Source organism: Flavobacterium helocola, assembly GCF_038289885.1.
Classification (GTDB): domain Bacteria; phylum Bacteroidota; class Bacteroidia; order Flavobacteriales; family Flavobacteriaceae; genus Flavobacterium; species Flavobacterium cheniae.
Genome location: NZ_JBBYHT010000001.1, coordinates 1023570 through 1039606, shown reverse-complemented (window position 1 = coordinate 1039606; position 16037 = coordinate 1023570). Strand labels below are relative to the sequence as shown.

Sequence of the window (16037 nt, the reverse complement as noted above, 5' to 3'; positions counted from 1 at the left end):
ATTATTGTTTACTCTTTTCATATTCGCCTAAAACCTTGAAATGCGTTGTCATAATTTCCATCACTTTTTTTGCCTTTTCAAAATGTTTGTATTTTTCAAAAACCACGTCCACAAAAAAGGCATAAGTAAAAGGCGTTTCAATTATAGGAAGTGATTGAATTTTCGTTAGATTCAATTTGCAATTATTCATAACATTTAAAACCGTTGCCAATGAACCCGGCGTGTCATCCAACTCAAATTTTACTGAAGCTTTATTGATGAGTTCTTTCGGAATTTCTTTGTTGGATGCTTTTAAAACAACAAAACGTGTTTTATTACTTTTTACGGTGTGAATTCCATTTGCAATGATTTCCAAATTATAAATTTCTGCCGCAACGGGTCCGCCAAGAGCACCGATTCCTTTTAATTGATTTTCCTGAATTCGTTTTGCCGCAATTGCAGTGTCTGAACTTTCAACCAACTTTATATGCGGATATTGACTAAAAAAATTAGCACATTGCAACAAAGCAATTGGATGCGAATGCACTTCTTGAATTTCTTCAATAGTTTGCCCAGGAAACACCATCAAATTCATATGTATGTCTAAAAAATGCTCTCCTATAATGTGTAAATCGTATGAATCGATTAAGGCGTAATTAGGCAAAATGGCTCCCGCAATTGAGTTTTCAATCGCCATAATAGCTTTGTCTGACTGGTTATTTTTTAAACTATTAGCTACATCTCTAAATGTAACACATTCATCCAAACCAATTGCTTCACCAAAATAACGATGTGCTACTTGGTGATGAAACGACCCTTGAATTCCCTGAATTGCGACTTTAATTTCCATAATATATGAGCAAAAAAAAATCCCGATTTGCATCGGGATTGTATGTTTATAAAATAAATTTCTTTGATTTATATAATAGCACAACAATCCCTCAACTGTCTCCAGAAGAAATAAAAAGAATTGTTAAAGAAAAATGTACTATTGTTAAGCATTGTGCTCTTTGTTATTTGATTCTGCTAAAGTAATAAAAAAATGAAAACAAAATACTTTTTTAAATAAATTTGAGTTCTTTTAAAAAAAGTTACTTTTGCTAAAATTTACATCATATGTCGATAGAAGTTCAAAATATTTCAAAAAATTACGGAGACCAAAAAGCGTTAGACAACATTAGTTTTTCTGTAAAAAAAGGAGAAATCGTAGGTTTTTTAGGCCCTAATGGTGCCGGAAAATCAACCTTGATGAAAATTTTAACTACTTATTTAACAGCCGATAGCGGAACAGCTGTTGTAAACGAACACGATGTAACTTCAGCTCAAAAAGAAGTGCAGAAGTCGGTTGGGTATTTACCAGAACATAATCCGTTGTATTTGGATTTATATGTGAGAGAATATTTAGCTTTTAATGCCGATTTACATAAAGTTGCCAAATCGAGAATTGATGAAGTAATTGCTTTGACAGGATTAACACCTGAAAGTCATAAGAAAATTGGCGAACTTTCTAAAGGCTATCGTCAACGTGTTGGATTAGCAACGGCTTTATTACACAATCCTGATGTTATGATTTTAGATGAACCCACAACAGGTTTAGATCCAAATCAATTAGTAGAAATTCGTGATTTAATTAAAAACATTGGAAAAGACAAAACGGTTTTTCTATCAACACATATTATGCAAGAAGTAGAAGCTATTTGCGATAGAATTATCATTATCGATAAAGGAAAAATCGTTACCGATAAAAAACTAAACAATCTAGTAGCAGAAGAAGCAGAACAAATTATCGAAGTAGAATTTGATAAAAAAGTTTCTGAATCTGATTTTGTGGCTTTACCAAATTTGAAATCGGCAAAAAATACACATGATTTAGTTTGGGAACTTACTTTTACTACATCAACAGATATGCGACCAGCGTTATTTGATTTTGCTCAAGCCAATAATTTGAGAACGCTACAAATTGTATTGAAAAGCAAAAACTTGGAGCAAATTTTTAGAGAGAAAACAGCTAAGAAGAAATAAAAAAATCTCCTTACAAATAAACCTGTAAGGAGATTTCAAAAAGCTTTGGCTAAAATAAACTAATTCAATGTTGCCAAATACTTTTTTCTTAACTTGAAATAATCGTCATAAACTACAGAAAGCGCGTACGATGACAATTTTTCATCCAAAATAGAACTGTAAATAAAATCCTCTTCTGTAAAGCCATACTTTGAAATGGCATCTTTTATGTAATTTACAGCAGTTTCCTTTTTATTTTGATAGAAATAACAATTGGCTACTTCTATATAAACATCTTTTAAATTTTCACCTTTTGACAATTTGATGTAATTTTCATACTCTTTAATTGCCTCAGTATAATTCTTTTTTTCAGTTAATGACCTAGCTTTTGTTAAGATAGAATCCAATTCATTTGCGAAGGTTAACTGGGAAATGAATAAAATTACGAACGAACAGATAATTTTTTTCATGAGTTTTAGTTTTTTGTTATTATAAATTTACAATTCTTTTTCGAATAAAAAAATATATTTTTATCAATCACACCTATTTTAGCAAGAATAAAATACACATATTTAACATTTTTAATGAATTATAAATAATTTAAATCTTATAAAAGCGATACATTTTAAATTAAAACTTTTAAAACAGATAGAAAACAGAAATATTCGGAAAAATGCACCTCTAAAAAAAAGCTTCAAAATGTTATTAATCGAATTTATAAGCTTTTCGTCGATAAATTTATTACTAAATAGTCAATTAAATATCGTATATCAATTAAGATAACAATTTGTTAATTTAAAGCCTTAATGGTTACAATTTAATAAACAATACTTTTTCAAACACTTAATTTATCTACGAATAAAAACCCTTTGTGGTTTAAAAAAAAATCTCCTGAGTACAAAATACTTAGGAGATTCAACTTTAAAAAAGAATTATAATTAAAAAATTTCTTTTGCAATAGCCTTAACATTTTCAGCCTTTCCCATAGAATAGTAATGTAAAACTGGAATTCCTGCAGCGATTAATTCTTTACTTTGTTGGGTACACCATTCTATACCAATCTGTTTCACAGCATCATTATCTTTTGCCTTCACAACTTCCATAATTAAATCATCAGGCAATTCTAAACTGAATCGGTGTGGAATTAAATTCAATTGTTTCTTCGTAGCAATTGGTTTTAATCCTGGTATAATTGGAACGGTAATTCCAGCCGCTCTGCATTTTGCTACAAAATCGAAGAACTTTTTATTATCAAAAAACATTTGGGTGATGATATAATCAGCGCCGTTTTTAATTTTTTGCTTTACGAAATGAATATCACTATCTAAACTTGGTGCTTCCATGTGTTTTTCTGGATAACCAGCAACTCCGATACAAAAATCAGTTTTTGTTGAATTCTGCAAATCTTCGTCCAAATAAATTCCCTTGTTCAGATTACTGATTTGTGTCACTAATTCCGAAGCATAAGCATGACCTTCTTTTTCAGGTTTGAAATAAATTTCGCTTTTTACGGCATCGCCACGAAGTGCTACTACATTGTCAATTCCTAAGAAATCTAAATCAATCAAAAGATTTTCAGTATCTTCTTTCGTAAAACCGCCACATAAAATATGCGGAATGGCATCCACTTGATATTTATTCTGAATTCCGGCACAAATTCCTACAGTTCCCGGACGTTTTTTAACTACTTTTTTCTGAAGTAAGCCGTTTTCTAATTCTTTGAATTCATATTCCTCACGATGATAGGTTACATCAATAAAGGGCGGATTGAATTCCATCAATGGATCAATGCTATCAAAAATAGATTGAATATTTTGCCCTTTTAAAGGCGGTAAAATTTCGAAGGAAAACAAAGGTTTTCCGTTGGCGTTTTGTATATGTTCAGTTACTTTCATGTTTTTTTTAGTTTCAGGTTTCAGGTTTCAAGTTTCAGGTTAGTTGCGCAACTTTAAACTTGAAACTTGAAACAAATCTTTAATCTGCTAAATTGGGTGAGAGCCATTTTTCGGCTAATTCTACACTACTATTTCTTCTCTTGGCGTAATCTTCTAATTGGTCTTTTTTAATTTTTCCTAAACCAAAATATTTACTTCCTGGATTCGCAAAATAATAACCCGAAACTGATGACGCTGGCCACATCGCCATACTTTCAGTTAACTTCACGCCTATTTCTTGTTCTACATTTAGTAATTTCCAAATCGTTGGCTTTTCCAAATGGTCAGGACAAGCTGGATAACCTGGAGCAGGACGAATTCCTTTGTATTGTTCTTTGATTAACTCATCATTTGACAAAACTTCATCAGAAGCATAACCCCAAATTTCTTTACGCACTTTTAAATGCAAATATTCTGCAAAAGCTTCTGCTAATCTATCTCCCAAAGCTTTTACCAAAATGGAATTATAATCATCTAATTGTTTTTCGAATTCCGAAGCTTTTTCATCAACACCAAAACCAGTTGAAACACAGAAACATCCAATATAATCTTGTTTACCAATTTCTTTTGGAGCAATAAAATCCGCTAAAGCGATATTTGGAGCTCCAACTGTTTTAGCACTCTGTTGTCTTAAACTCAAAAACTTCTCGACTCCGCTCGAAGTGACAACCTCAACATCATCATGATTAATTGTATTCGCTGGAAAAATTCCTAAAATTCCTTTTGCGGTGAACCATTTCTCTTTAACAATCTGAGCAAGCATTTTTTGTGCATCTTCAAACAAATGAGTCGCTTGTTCGCCTACAATTTCATCTGTTAAAATCGCTGGATATTTTCCGTATAATTCCCAAGATTGGAAAAACGGTGTCCAATCGATGAAATCTACTAATTCTGAAAGTTCAACTTCAATTGTTTTTGTTCCTATGAAATTTGGTTTTACTGGTTCGAACGTATCCCAATCGATTTTGAATTTATTTTTACGCGCTTCTTCAATCGATAAGAAATTTTTCTCACGACTTCTATTTAAATATCCTTCTCGAAGTGAATCATATTCCTCACGAAGCGATTTTGCATAAGTAATTTTAGTATCGGGTTGCAATAAATTGGTTGCTACTGTTACCGCACGCGAAGCATCGTTCACATGAACCACGGTTTCTTTATATTCTGGAGCAATTTTCACAGCCGTATGTGCACGTGAAGTTGTAGCACCACCAATCATTACGGGGATTTTGATATTCAATTTATCCATTTCTTTGGCCAAATACACCATTTCGTCCAGCGAAGGCGTAATCAAACCACTCAAACCGATAATATCTACATTTTCTTTAACCGCAACTTCAATGATTTTTTCTGGCGGAACCATCACACCTAAATCAATAATTTCGAAATTATTACACGCTAAAACTACTGAAACTATGTTTTTTCCAATATCATGCACATCGCCTTTTACAGTCGCCATCAATACTTTTCCAGCACTTGACGAAGTAGAACCATCTTTTGAAGCTTCGATATAAGGAAGCAAATAAGCAACCGCTTTTTTCATCACACGAGCCGATTTAACAACTTGTGGCAAGAACATTTTTCCGCTTCCAAACAAATCACCCACTACATTCATTCCAGCCATCAAATTGATTTCGATCACTTCGATTGGTTTTTTGGCTAACTGACGCGCTTCTTCAATATCAATTTCGATAAATTCGTCGATTCCTTTTACTAACGAATGCGTTAATCGCTCTTGAACCGAACCATTTCGCCATTCGGCAATCGCTTTTTCATTCGATTTTACATCGCCTTTGAAACTTTCGGCTAAATCCAATAAACGTTCTGTTGCATCATCTCTTCTATTTAATAAAACATCTTCAACGTGTTCTAATAAAATAGGATCAATTTCATCGTAAATCTCTAACATTTCAGGATTCACAATTCCCATCGTCATTCCATTTTGGATGGCATGGTATAAAAACGCGGAATGCATTGCTTCTCTCACTTTATCGTTTCCACGGAAGGAAAAAGAGACATTACTCACACCACCAGAAATATTCGCATATGGAAGATTTTCGCGAATCCATTTGGTCGCTCGGAAGAAATCTAATGCATTTAATTTATGCTCTTCCATTCCGGTTGCAACTGGAAAAATATTGGGATCAAAAATGATATCTTCAGCAGGAAAACCAACTTGATTAACCAAAATATCATAACTTCTTTTACAGATTTCGATACGTCTTTCGTAAGTATCCGCTTGACCATTTTCGTCAAAAGCCATAACAATTACCGCAGCGCCGTATCGTTTGATTAATTTGGCATGATGAATAAAAGTAGCTTCTCCTTCTTTTAGAGAAATTGAATTTACCACACCTTTTCCTTGAATCACCTTTAAACCTGCTTCAATGATTTCCCATTTTGAAGAATCAATCATAACAGGAACTCTTGCAATATCGGGTTCGGCTGCGATTAGATTTAGGAATTTTGTCATTGCATAGACGCCATCCAACATTCCTTCATCCATGTTGACATCGATGATTTGTGCACCACCTTCTACTTGTTCACGTGCAACCGAAAGCGCTTCGTTGTACTTTTCTTCTTTAATTAATCGAAGAAATTTACGCGAACCTGTTACGTTTGTTCGTTCTCCAACATTAACAAAATTGGTTTCTGGAGTTACAATCAAAGGTTCTAAACCTGATAATTTTAAATATTTATCGGAACTATAACTCATTACTTATTCTTTTATAATGTTTTGCAACAGACTTCCAAAAGACTTTACTATCACTAACATATTGGCAAACCCAACATCGTTGTGAATTTAAAAATGATTCGAAATTTATTTTTATTGTTCTGTTTTTCATTTTTTGATATTTAATAATTGATTAAATCAATTATTGAGACAACGCATGCGTTTTCTCTACACGGGGCGTGGTTTGAATTCTTTTGCTACCTCAGCAATTAATTTGATGTGTTCTGGTGTAGTTCCGCAACATCCACCAATGATATTTACTAAATTTTCCTGTAAATATTCCCGAATTAATTGTTGCATTTCTTCAGGCGTTTGGTCGTATTGTCCGAAGGCATTTGGCAAGCCAGCATTTGGATGTGCTGAAATATTTAACGAGGTATTATTTCCCAATGTTTTTAAATACGGTTTCAATTGGTCTGCTCCTAAAGCGCAATTAAACCCAACACTCAATAAAGGAATATGTGAAATCGAAATTAAAAAAGCTTCCACTGTTTGTCCCGATAATGTTCTTCCAGAAGCATCGGTAATTGTACCTGAAACCATTACTGGAATATCGATATTGCGTTCTTCTTTTACTTCTTCAATAGCAAACAATGCGGCTTTTGCATTTAGGGTATCGAAAATTGTTTCTACCAAAAGTAAATCGCAACCACCATCAATTAAAGCTTCTACTTGTTGTTTGTAAGCGATTTTTAAATCATCAAAATTCACTGCTCTGAAACCTGGATCATTAACATCAGGTGACATTGATGCTGTTCTGTTCGTCGGACCGATGGAACCAGCCACAAATCTCGGCTTATCGGTAAATTCATCCGCTACTTCACGGGCGATTTTAGCCGATTGAAAATTCAATTCGTAGACTAAATCTTCCAAATAATAATCGGCCATTCCAATAGTTGTTCCCGAAAAAGTATTGGTTTCTACAATATCAGCACCGGCTTCAAAATAAGCGCGATGTACTGATTTTACAGCTTCTGGTTGGGTAATGGAAAGCAAATCGTTGTTTCCTTTTAAAGGATGCGGAAAATCTTTGAAGCGATCGCCTCTGAAATCTTCTTCTTCAAATTTATAACGTTGTAACATCGTTCCCATAGCTCCGTCGAGCACGAGAATTCGTTTTTTAATTTCTTCTTGAATTTTTGACATTGGATTCTCTCTCAAAGGCTAATTGCCTATTTTTCTTGATTAACTTAATTTGTTACCGTAGAAAGTTGGAGAGCAATTCTAACGTTATCTGCTTCCGATAAATATCGGAATAGAATGTAGCACCTTTCCACTAGCGCGGGAGGTTGCTAAGCTTTCGCAGGGTCTATTCCCTCCAGCTTTCGTGATAACAAACACTATAATTATGAACACTGCAAATGTAGTGACAAAATTGAAATTATGAAATATTTTCTAAAATTTCATTAAAAATATATTTTTTATAGATTTATATTCCTATTTTAATCTTAAATTAAGAATATAAATCTATAAAATAATTTAAAAAGTTTTATTCTAACGCTTGTTTTAAGTCATTAATTACATCTTGGACGGTTTCCAAACCAACAGAAACGCGCACCAAACCATCAGTAATACTTACCGCCAAACGTTCCTCTTCCGTCAATTTACTATGTGTAGTAGAAGCTGGATGTGTTACAATCGAACGCGTGTCACCTAAATTCGCAGACAACGAACATAATTTGATTTTGTCTAAAAATTTCCTTCCTGCTTCAATTCCTCCTTTAATTTCAAACGCTACAATATTTCCACCTAATTTCATTTGCTTTTTAGCGACTTCATATTGCGGATGCGATTTCAAAAATGGATATTTCACTGAAGCGACATTTGGATTATTTTCTAAAAATTCAGCGACTTTTAAAGCGTTTTCGCAGTGTTTTTCGATACGAACTGGCAAGGTTTCTAAACTTTTAGACAACACCCAAGCGTTGAAAGGCGACAAAGCGGGTCCGGTATTTCGGGAAAACAAATAAATTTCGCGAATTAAATCAGAACGACCAACAGTTACTCCACCTAAAACACGACCTTGACCATCGATTAATTTGGTGGCAGAATGAATCACTAAATCGGCTCCGAATTGAATTGGATTTTGAATATAAGGTGTTGCAAAACAGTTATCGATAATTAAAATTAAATTGTACTTTTTGGCAATTTTACCCAACAATTCTAAATCTAGAATATCAACTGCTGGATTAGTTGGTGATTCTGCGTAAAGTATTTTTGTATTTGGTTGAATGAAATTTTCAATTGTTTCTGGTTTGTTGACATCGAAATAACTCGTCGTAATATTCCATTTTGGAAAATATTTGGTAAACAACGTATGCGTCGAACCAAAAACACTACTTGCAGAAACGATATGATCGCCCGAATTCAATAAAGCAGCAAAAGTAGAATACACCGCTGCCATTCCGGTTGCGAAAGCGTAGCCTTCTTCTGCTCCTTCCATCAAACAAATTTTCTCTACAAATTCGGATGTATTGGGATTGGAAAATCGACTGTAAATATTGCGTTCTTTTTCCTCCGCAAATGAAGCGCGCATGTCTTCAGCATCTTCAAAAACAAAACTTGATGTTAAATATAACGGAACAGAATGTTCTAAATATTGAGTTCGTTCTAATTGCGTTCTAATGGCTTGGGTTTCTAATCCTAAATTTTGATTGCTCATGGTTTTGTTTTTTTTTAAACATATAAGTCATATAAGTTTTACTTGACTTATGATGAATAGTTTAAGTTCATTTAAGCTTAAAAACCTACAAGGTTATGAAAACCTTGCAGGTTGAGTTTATAATTTTTTTTCAGATAAGCGTAAAATATCGCCAAAAACACCTCTAGCGGTTACTGATGCTCCTGCTCCAGCGCCCTGAATTACGATAGGTTGTTCTCCATAAGATTCTGTATAAATTTCGAAAATAGAATCAGAACCTTTTAAAGAACCTAAAGCTGAATTAGCTGGAACGGAAATTAATTTCACTTCTAATTTTCCTTTATCTTGTTGCAAATCACCTGATAATTCTCCGATGTAACGCAACACTTCATTTGGACCTTGAGCGTCTTTGATGTTTTGGTAAATTCCATCTAATTCTGATAAACGTTTTAGAAAATCAGTTGCAGTTCCTTCGCGTAAAGGTTCTGGAATTAGGTTTTGAATTTGGATTTCTTCGAATTCGTTTTGTAGATCTAATTCGCGGGCTAAGATTAATAATTTTCGTCCAACGTCGTTTCCGTTTAAATCTTCTCTTGGATCGGGTTCAGTGAAACCTTTGTCGATGGCTTCTTTTAAAACTTCGCTGAATTTTTTGTCTTCTATCGAAAAATTATTGAACAAATAACTCAATGTTCCAGAGAAAACACCTTTAATCTTAGTGATATTTTCACCTGACAAATGCAGTAATTTAATCGTATCAATCAATGGTAATCCAGCACCAACATTCGTTTCGTATAAATATTCTTTTTGATTTTCTTTTAGTACTTTTCGCAACGTTTTATAAAAATCGAAACTTACGGTATTCGCTACTTTATTTGACGAAATTAAATCGAAACTATTTTCGGCTAGCGAAATATAATTTTCAATGAAAGTCGCACTTGCAGTATTATCAATTGCGATTAAATTTTCTAAATGATGTTCTTTCGCGTAAGCGATAATATCGTCTACTTTATAATCTTGCCCTTTATCTTCTAACGTAGCTTTCCAATTTTCGCTGATTCCGAATTTATTCAACAACACTTTCTTTGAATTCGCGATAGCAAACACATTCAACTTAATCCCTTTTCGCTTTTCGATATTTTTTGCTGATTCTAAAATTTGGGAAATCAAAGTTCCACCAACCGTTCCGTGACCGAAAATGGCGATGTTGATTTTTTTTGCTACACCAAAAATTTCGCCATGAATTACATTTAAAGCACGTTTGAATTCATCTTGACTAATAACCAAACTGATATTTCTTCCCGTAACGGTATTATTCAACAAAATTGGTGTGATTTTATTTCGGATTAAAGCCGTGTAAGGTTTATGGAAATTCGTTAAATCTTGCCCAATAATCGAAATCACGGCAATGTTATCGTTTACCGAAATTTTATTGACATCTTTCGTATAAAAATCGGTTTCAAATTCTTTTTCCAAACCAACCAAAGCTTTCGAAGCCTTATCAGAACTCACGACTAAACCAATTCCTCTTTCCGAAGAACCTTGCGAAATAATACTAACACTAATATCGTTTTCAGCCATCACACGGAAAATTCTTGCATCAACCCCTGTTTTTCCTAATAAACCTCTTCCTTCTAAATTAATCAGCGAAACATTGGTTAAAACTGAAAGCGATTTGATGCCTTCATTGGTTTGCTCGGCAGTGATTAACGTCCCTTCATTTTCAGGATTGAAAGTGTTTAAAATGCGTAATGGAATATTTTTTTCAACCAAAGGAATAATCGTTTTGGCATGTAAAATTTGAGCTCCAAAATTTGCCAACTCATTCGCTTCATTGAAAGACAATCGCTCAATTTTTTTTGCATCAGCTACTAAATCGGGATTAGCGGTAAAAATTCCGTCAACGTGAGTATAATTTTGAAATTCTTCTGCGTTTAAATAATTTGCTAATAAGGAAGCGGTATAATTACTTCCGTTTCTTCCTAAAGTAGTGGTTTCGTTGTGTAACGTTGAACCGATAAAACCTGTCACAATATTTACTTTATCTGAGTTCTTAACAAAATACTCTAGTACATTTTGTTTAGAAATCGCTTCAATAGGTTGCGCATTTCCAAAGTTGGTATCCGTTTTTATTAACTGACGTGAATCTGTAAATTGTGCTTTGATGCTGTTTTCGTTTAAAACATAAGCCACGTATTTTGCGGATAGAATTTCGCCATACGCGATGACTTGGTCTTTGATTTTTTCGCTGTAATCTCCTAAAAGCGAGACACCTTCTAGTAATTTCTGTAAAACCGAAAATTCTTCTACGAAGATATTTTCTCTCAAACCTTCCAATTGGTATTTTTTGAATTGCTCAAAATCCGCTTGAAAATTGATGTTGGCTTGTGCTTTTTTTAGTAAAATTACTAACTCATCTGTAGCGTTACCTCTTGCCGAAACTACGACTGCAATAGGTTCGTTATTGAAATATTTTTGAGCAATGGTTTGAATTACTTTTTGCAATCCTTCTCCGTTTGCTAATGATTTTCCTCCAAATTTTAGTATTTTCATTTGTTTTCTAATTAAATATAGGTTTAAGTATGTTGTTTAATTGTTCGAATTCTATCAAGAAAGCATCGTGTCCGTGTATGGATTTTATTTCGTGATAAAATGTATTGTTTTTGTAGTTTTTGAATTCCTGAAAAGCTATTTTGATTTCGTTTGCTGTAAAAAAATAATCGGTGTCCACACTGATTAAATGAATATTCGATGTGATGCTTTTTATGACTTCCGATTTACTGTTGTTTTTAAAAATATCCGTAGTTCTCAATAAATGATTCATGAGTTTGTAAGCCGAAAGTTGAAATCGATTTTGCAATTTTTCTCCGTGATGCAACAACCAACTTTCCACTTGAAACAATCCTTCCGAATTTTGCAATTTGGTGTGAAATTTTTCTTCTAGTGATTCAGGTGTTCGATACAATAACATAGCATGAATTCTGGCATCATGAATTGGATTTTTAGAATTATTCAGAATTAAATCTTGAATTAATACATTTCCAATCAACCAATCAGAAGCTTTCCAATTTGTTGCTACAGGAATTAAATTCGCAATCGCTTTTGGTCGAACTGCAGCCATTTCCCACGCAATTGCTCCGCCTAAACTTCCACCAATTACCGCAAAAACTTGATTCACTTTAAACGAATCGATTCCTTTCCAAAATAAATTAGCCACATCGTAAGTAGTGAAATCTTGATAGTTCTCAATTAAATTTTCTTCATCATGATAACCGTTTCCAGGAATATTGAAGGCTAAAACCGCATACTTTTTGGTGTCAATAATTTTATTATCACCAATTAACGATTGCCACCAACCGTTTTCACCAATTACTTGCGAATTTCCAGTTAAAGCATGATTCACCACTACCAAAGGCGCAGAACCAACTGGTTGCCCAAACAGTTGATAGGACAAAATCACTTTTGCTTGCATAACTACATTCTGCAATGGAACATTTTGGAATACTATTTTTTGAATTTTACTCATCTTTCTTTTTAAAAAAAGGCTGCCTGTAGGTAGGTCTATCGGCAGCCTTCAAACAAACAAAAACCTAAACTAAATTTTGAACTGGCAATTTTTCGAAAACACTTTGTAAATCAGCTTTCAAGTCTTCAATATCTTCTAATCCAACGGATAAACGAATTAAATCTTTCGTTACTCCAGTTGTGATTTGTTGCTCTTCTGACAATTGTTGGTGCGTTGTACTTGCTGGATGAATGATTAATGATTTCGTATCACCAATATTCGCTAACAATGAGAAAAATTGAGTCTCATCGGCTACTTTTTTAGCTGCTTCATAACCACCTTTTAATCCAAAAGTTACGATACCACTTTGTCCTTCTGGTAAATATTGTTGCGCTAAATCATAATATTTTGAAGAAATTAATCCTGGATAATTTACCCAAGCTACTTCTGAACGTTTTTGCAACCATTTGGCTAATTCCAAAGCATTTTCACTGTGCTTTTTGATTCGGATAGCCAATGTTTCTAATCCTTGAATAATTTGAAATGCATTAAATGGACTTAACGAAGCTCCTAAGTCGCGTAAACCTTCGATTCTAACTTTTGCAATGAACGATGCAGCACCTAAAACTTCATAATATTTCAATCCGTGATAACCTGCTGAAGGTTCTGTGAATTCTGGAAATTTTCCGTTGCTCCAATCGAAATTTCCTGCATCGATGATGACACCTCCAAGCGAAGTTCCATTTCCACCGATGTATTTTGTTAACGAATGAATTACGATGTTTGCTCCGTGTTCAATCGGGTTTAGCAAAAAGGGAGTTGCCACTGTGTTATCCACAATAAAAGGCACTTTGTAAGTTTGTGCGGCTTTTGAAATGGCTTTTAAATCGAGTACATCTAATTTTGGATTTCCTAAACTTTCCGCGAAGAATACTCGGGTATTTTCTTGTGCTGCGTTTAAGAAATTCTCAGGATTTGATGGATCTACGAAGGTCGTTGTGATGCCTAATCTAGGCAAAGTCACGTTTAATAAATTGTACGTTCCACCGTATAAACTGTTAGAAGCCACGATGTGGTCGCCAGCTTTTAACAACGTTAATAAAGCAGTTGAGATGGCTGCAGTTCCTGATGCAGTTACGACAGCTCCAATTCCGCCTTCTAATTTGGCCAAACGTTGTTCTAAGATATCGTTTGTTGGGTTATTTAATCTTGTATAAATAAAACCAGCTTCGGCTAAACCAAAAAGATTGGCAGCGTGGTCTGAGTTATTGAAAACGTATGATGTGGTTTGGTAAATTGGAACGGCTCTTGTTCCTGCGTTTTTAGTGGTATCGTGTCCTGCGTGTAATGCGTTTGTTGCAAATTTATTTGTGCTCATGATATTTTTATTTTTGATGTATTGTATTTTTTAAATGTATTTTTTTGATTTTACTGAGTTTGATTCAGCTACACATTCGACAACATCGTCTTGGATTGTAAATTGCTATTTTCATTATTTTGTTGATTTATAGAAATAAAAAACCTCTGCTTTCGACAGAGGTTATATTGAATTAATTTACTTTTAAAATTATGCAATAGGTTTCCTCTGCGGATTGTTCCACATCATCATACACATATTGCACATTGTAAAGTTCATTTTCTATTTCTTTAAGTTTTACAGGGCAAAATTAGATTTATTTTCTACAATAAAAAAATAAATAGATTATTTTTCTAAATTTTGTTATTTAAATCTATTACTATAGAAAAAATATCTTATTGAGAACAAAATAAAAGTTTATAAATCTAAATTATTTCAAAATCTCAAACAATTTTTAAAAACACCCTAACACTAAACACTATAACTAAGAAAGATACAAATAACAAAGCTGCTTTCTGAGGCAATTTTCCTGCTAATTTTGCCGCAATTGGCGAGGCAATAACCCCACCTAGAATAAGCCCTAAAACAATATACCAATGACTCACTCCTAAAGAGGTAAAAAACACTATTGAAGCAGCAAGTGTTACAAAAAACTCAGCCAAACTAACTGTTCCTACCACATATTTAGACTTTCTTCCTTTTGCCAATAATGTTGATGTGACTATTGGTCCCCAACCTCCTCCTCCAAAAGCATCCATAAATCCTCCTGTGAATCCTAACGCACCTAAAAATTTAATTTTCTTTTTGAACTGAAACTTTTTAAAAGCAATCACGATTAATCGGATACCAATAACAAAAGTATATGCAGATAAAATCAAGTAGGCTAATTTTTCATATTCATTCCCTAAATACACTAAAAATAAAGCGCCTAAAACCGCACCAATTACTCCAAAAGAAGCCAACCAAAAAAGTAATTTCTTGTTTACATTTCCAAATTTGTAATGAGAGAAACCACTTATGGCACTAGAAAACATTTCTGCAGTATGAATACTTCCACTTATGGCGGGCAATTTAATACCTAAAATCATCATACTCGTAGCACAAGTAACCCCATAACCTAAACCCACTGCTCCGTCGATTAATTGGGCAACAAAACCAATCAAAAGCATATAATAAAACTCATTTGGCACCTGACTTAGTCCATTTTGAATATCAGAAAGTGAAACTAAAGTAGAACAACCATACCCAATAAAAAACATTAGAAAAGAAGTCGCCAATGTAAAGGCCAAACGTTTATACTTCTTTGTTTCTCTGCTTTTTTGAAAACCTTCTGTCAACTTATTTAAATCGGCTAATTTTTGACTAAAATCGCCTTTATGCTTGCTTCTAAAATCGTTTAAAATCGTTAAACTATCCTCAATATTATCGGGAATTACTTCTGTAAAATATTCTCGCATTCGCTTTGCAAGAACTGGCGATTTTCCGTTGGGTGAAATAGCTATTTTTAAACTTCCTTTATTTACAATCGAGCCCAAATAAAAATCACATAAAGCCGGTTGGTCGGCCGCATTTACTTTTATTCCTTTTGATTTGGCTAAATCACGGACAGCTAAATTTACTTCTGGCTTATCAGTTGTGATGATAACAAAATCAATATTATGTAAATCTTGTACTACAAAAGGACGCTCAAAAAAAGTAATAGTATTATGAACTCTACCAATTTCAACTAATTTTGGATGAAAATAGGTAGCAACAACTGTAATTCTAATTTCAGGATTTTGTCTGAGTAACGTTTCGGTTTTTTCCAAACCAACATTTCCACCACCAACAATTAGAAAATGAGCGGTTTCGGTTTTTAGAAAAACAGGAAAAAGTGTATTCGTCAT

The 16037-nt window shown here is 33.6% G+C and carries 11 protein-coding genes and 1 riboswitch; of the genes, 1 reads left to right on the top strand and 10 read right to left on the bottom strand.

Annotated features, from left to right (window positions below):
- Position 1: 1 nt before the first annotated feature.
- Positions 2-829, bottom strand: coding sequence for a prephenate dehydratase (locus tag AAEO58_RS04680; RefSeq protein WP_341682283.1), 828 nt, complete (start codon positions 827-829; stop codon positions 2-4).
- A gap of 266 nt (positions 830-1095) precedes the next feature.
- Between AAEO58_RS04680 and gldA the strand changes: the two genes are divergently transcribed.
- Positions 1096-2001, top strand: coding sequence for a gliding motility-associated ABC transporter ATP-binding subunit GldA (gene gldA, locus AAEO58_RS04675; RefSeq protein ID WP_341682281.1), 906 nt, complete (start codon positions 1096-1098; stop codon positions 1999-2001).
- 59 nt (positions 2002-2060) lie between these two features.
- Here gldA and AAEO58_RS04670 read toward each other — a convergent pair whose 3' ends face one another.
- The 9 genes from AAEO58_RS04670 to AAEO58_RS04630 form a co-directional block, all read right to left on the bottom strand.
- Positions 2061-2450 (bottom strand): tetratricopeptide repeat protein, encoded by a 390-nt coding sequence (locus AAEO58_RS04670; protein WP_341682280.1) that lies wholly within the window; start codon positions 2448-2450, stop codon positions 2061-2063.
- 468 nt (positions 2451-2918) lie between these two features.
- Positions 2919-3875 carry a methylenetetrahydrofolate reductase [NAD(P)H] gene (gene metF, locus AAEO58_RS04665; protein ID WP_341682278.1) on the bottom strand — a complete coding sequence of 319 codons (957 nt, stop codon included), beginning with the start codon at positions 3873-3875 and terminating at the stop codon, positions 2919-2921.
- 79 nt (positions 3876-3954) lie between these two features.
- Entirely contained in the window at positions 3955-6630 is a 2676-nt protein-coding gene (metH, locus tag AAEO58_RS04660) for a methionine synthase (protein WP_341682277.1), read from the bottom strand.
- A gap of 186 nt (positions 6631-6816) precedes the next feature.
- Positions 6817-7794 carry a homocysteine S-methyltransferase family protein gene (locus tag AAEO58_RS04655; RefSeq protein WP_341682275.1) on the bottom strand — a complete coding sequence of 326 codons (978 nt, stop codon included), beginning with the start codon at positions 7792-7794 and terminating at the stop codon, positions 6817-6819.
- An 81-nt stretch (positions 7795-7875) separates the two neighbouring features.
- A riboswitch (SAM riboswitch) is annotated at positions 7876-7985 on the bottom strand.
- A gap of 152 nt (positions 7986-8137) precedes the next feature.
- A complete protein-coding gene (locus AAEO58_RS04650) occupies positions 8138-9310 on the bottom strand; it encodes a trans-sulfuration enzyme family protein (protein WP_341682274.1) in 1173 nt (390 codons plus the stop codon).
- 117 nt (positions 9311-9427) lie between these two features.
- The gene (gene thrA, locus AAEO58_RS04645) at positions 9428-11842 is read right to left on the bottom strand and encodes a bifunctional aspartate kinase/homoserine dehydrogenase I (protein WP_341682272.1); all 2415 of its coding nucleotides are present in this window, start codon (positions 11840-11842) and stop codon (positions 9428-9430) included.
- A 7-nt stretch (positions 11843-11849) separates the two neighbouring features.
- Positions 11850-12815 (bottom strand): alpha/beta fold hydrolase, encoded by a 966-nt coding sequence (locus AAEO58_RS04640; protein WP_341682270.1) that lies wholly within the window; start codon positions 12813-12815, stop codon positions 11850-11852.
- Positions 12816-12879: 64 nt separating this feature from the next.
- Positions 12880-14172, bottom strand: coding sequence for an O-acetylhomoserine aminocarboxypropyltransferase/cysteine synthase family protein (locus AAEO58_RS04635; RefSeq protein ID WP_133610384.1), 1293 nt, complete (start codon positions 14170-14172; stop codon positions 12880-12882).
- A gap of 422 nt (positions 14173-14594) precedes the next feature.
- A complete protein-coding gene (locus tag AAEO58_RS04630) occupies positions 14595-16037 on the bottom strand; it encodes a TSUP family transporter (RefSeq protein ID WP_341682268.1) in 1443 nt (480 codons plus the stop codon).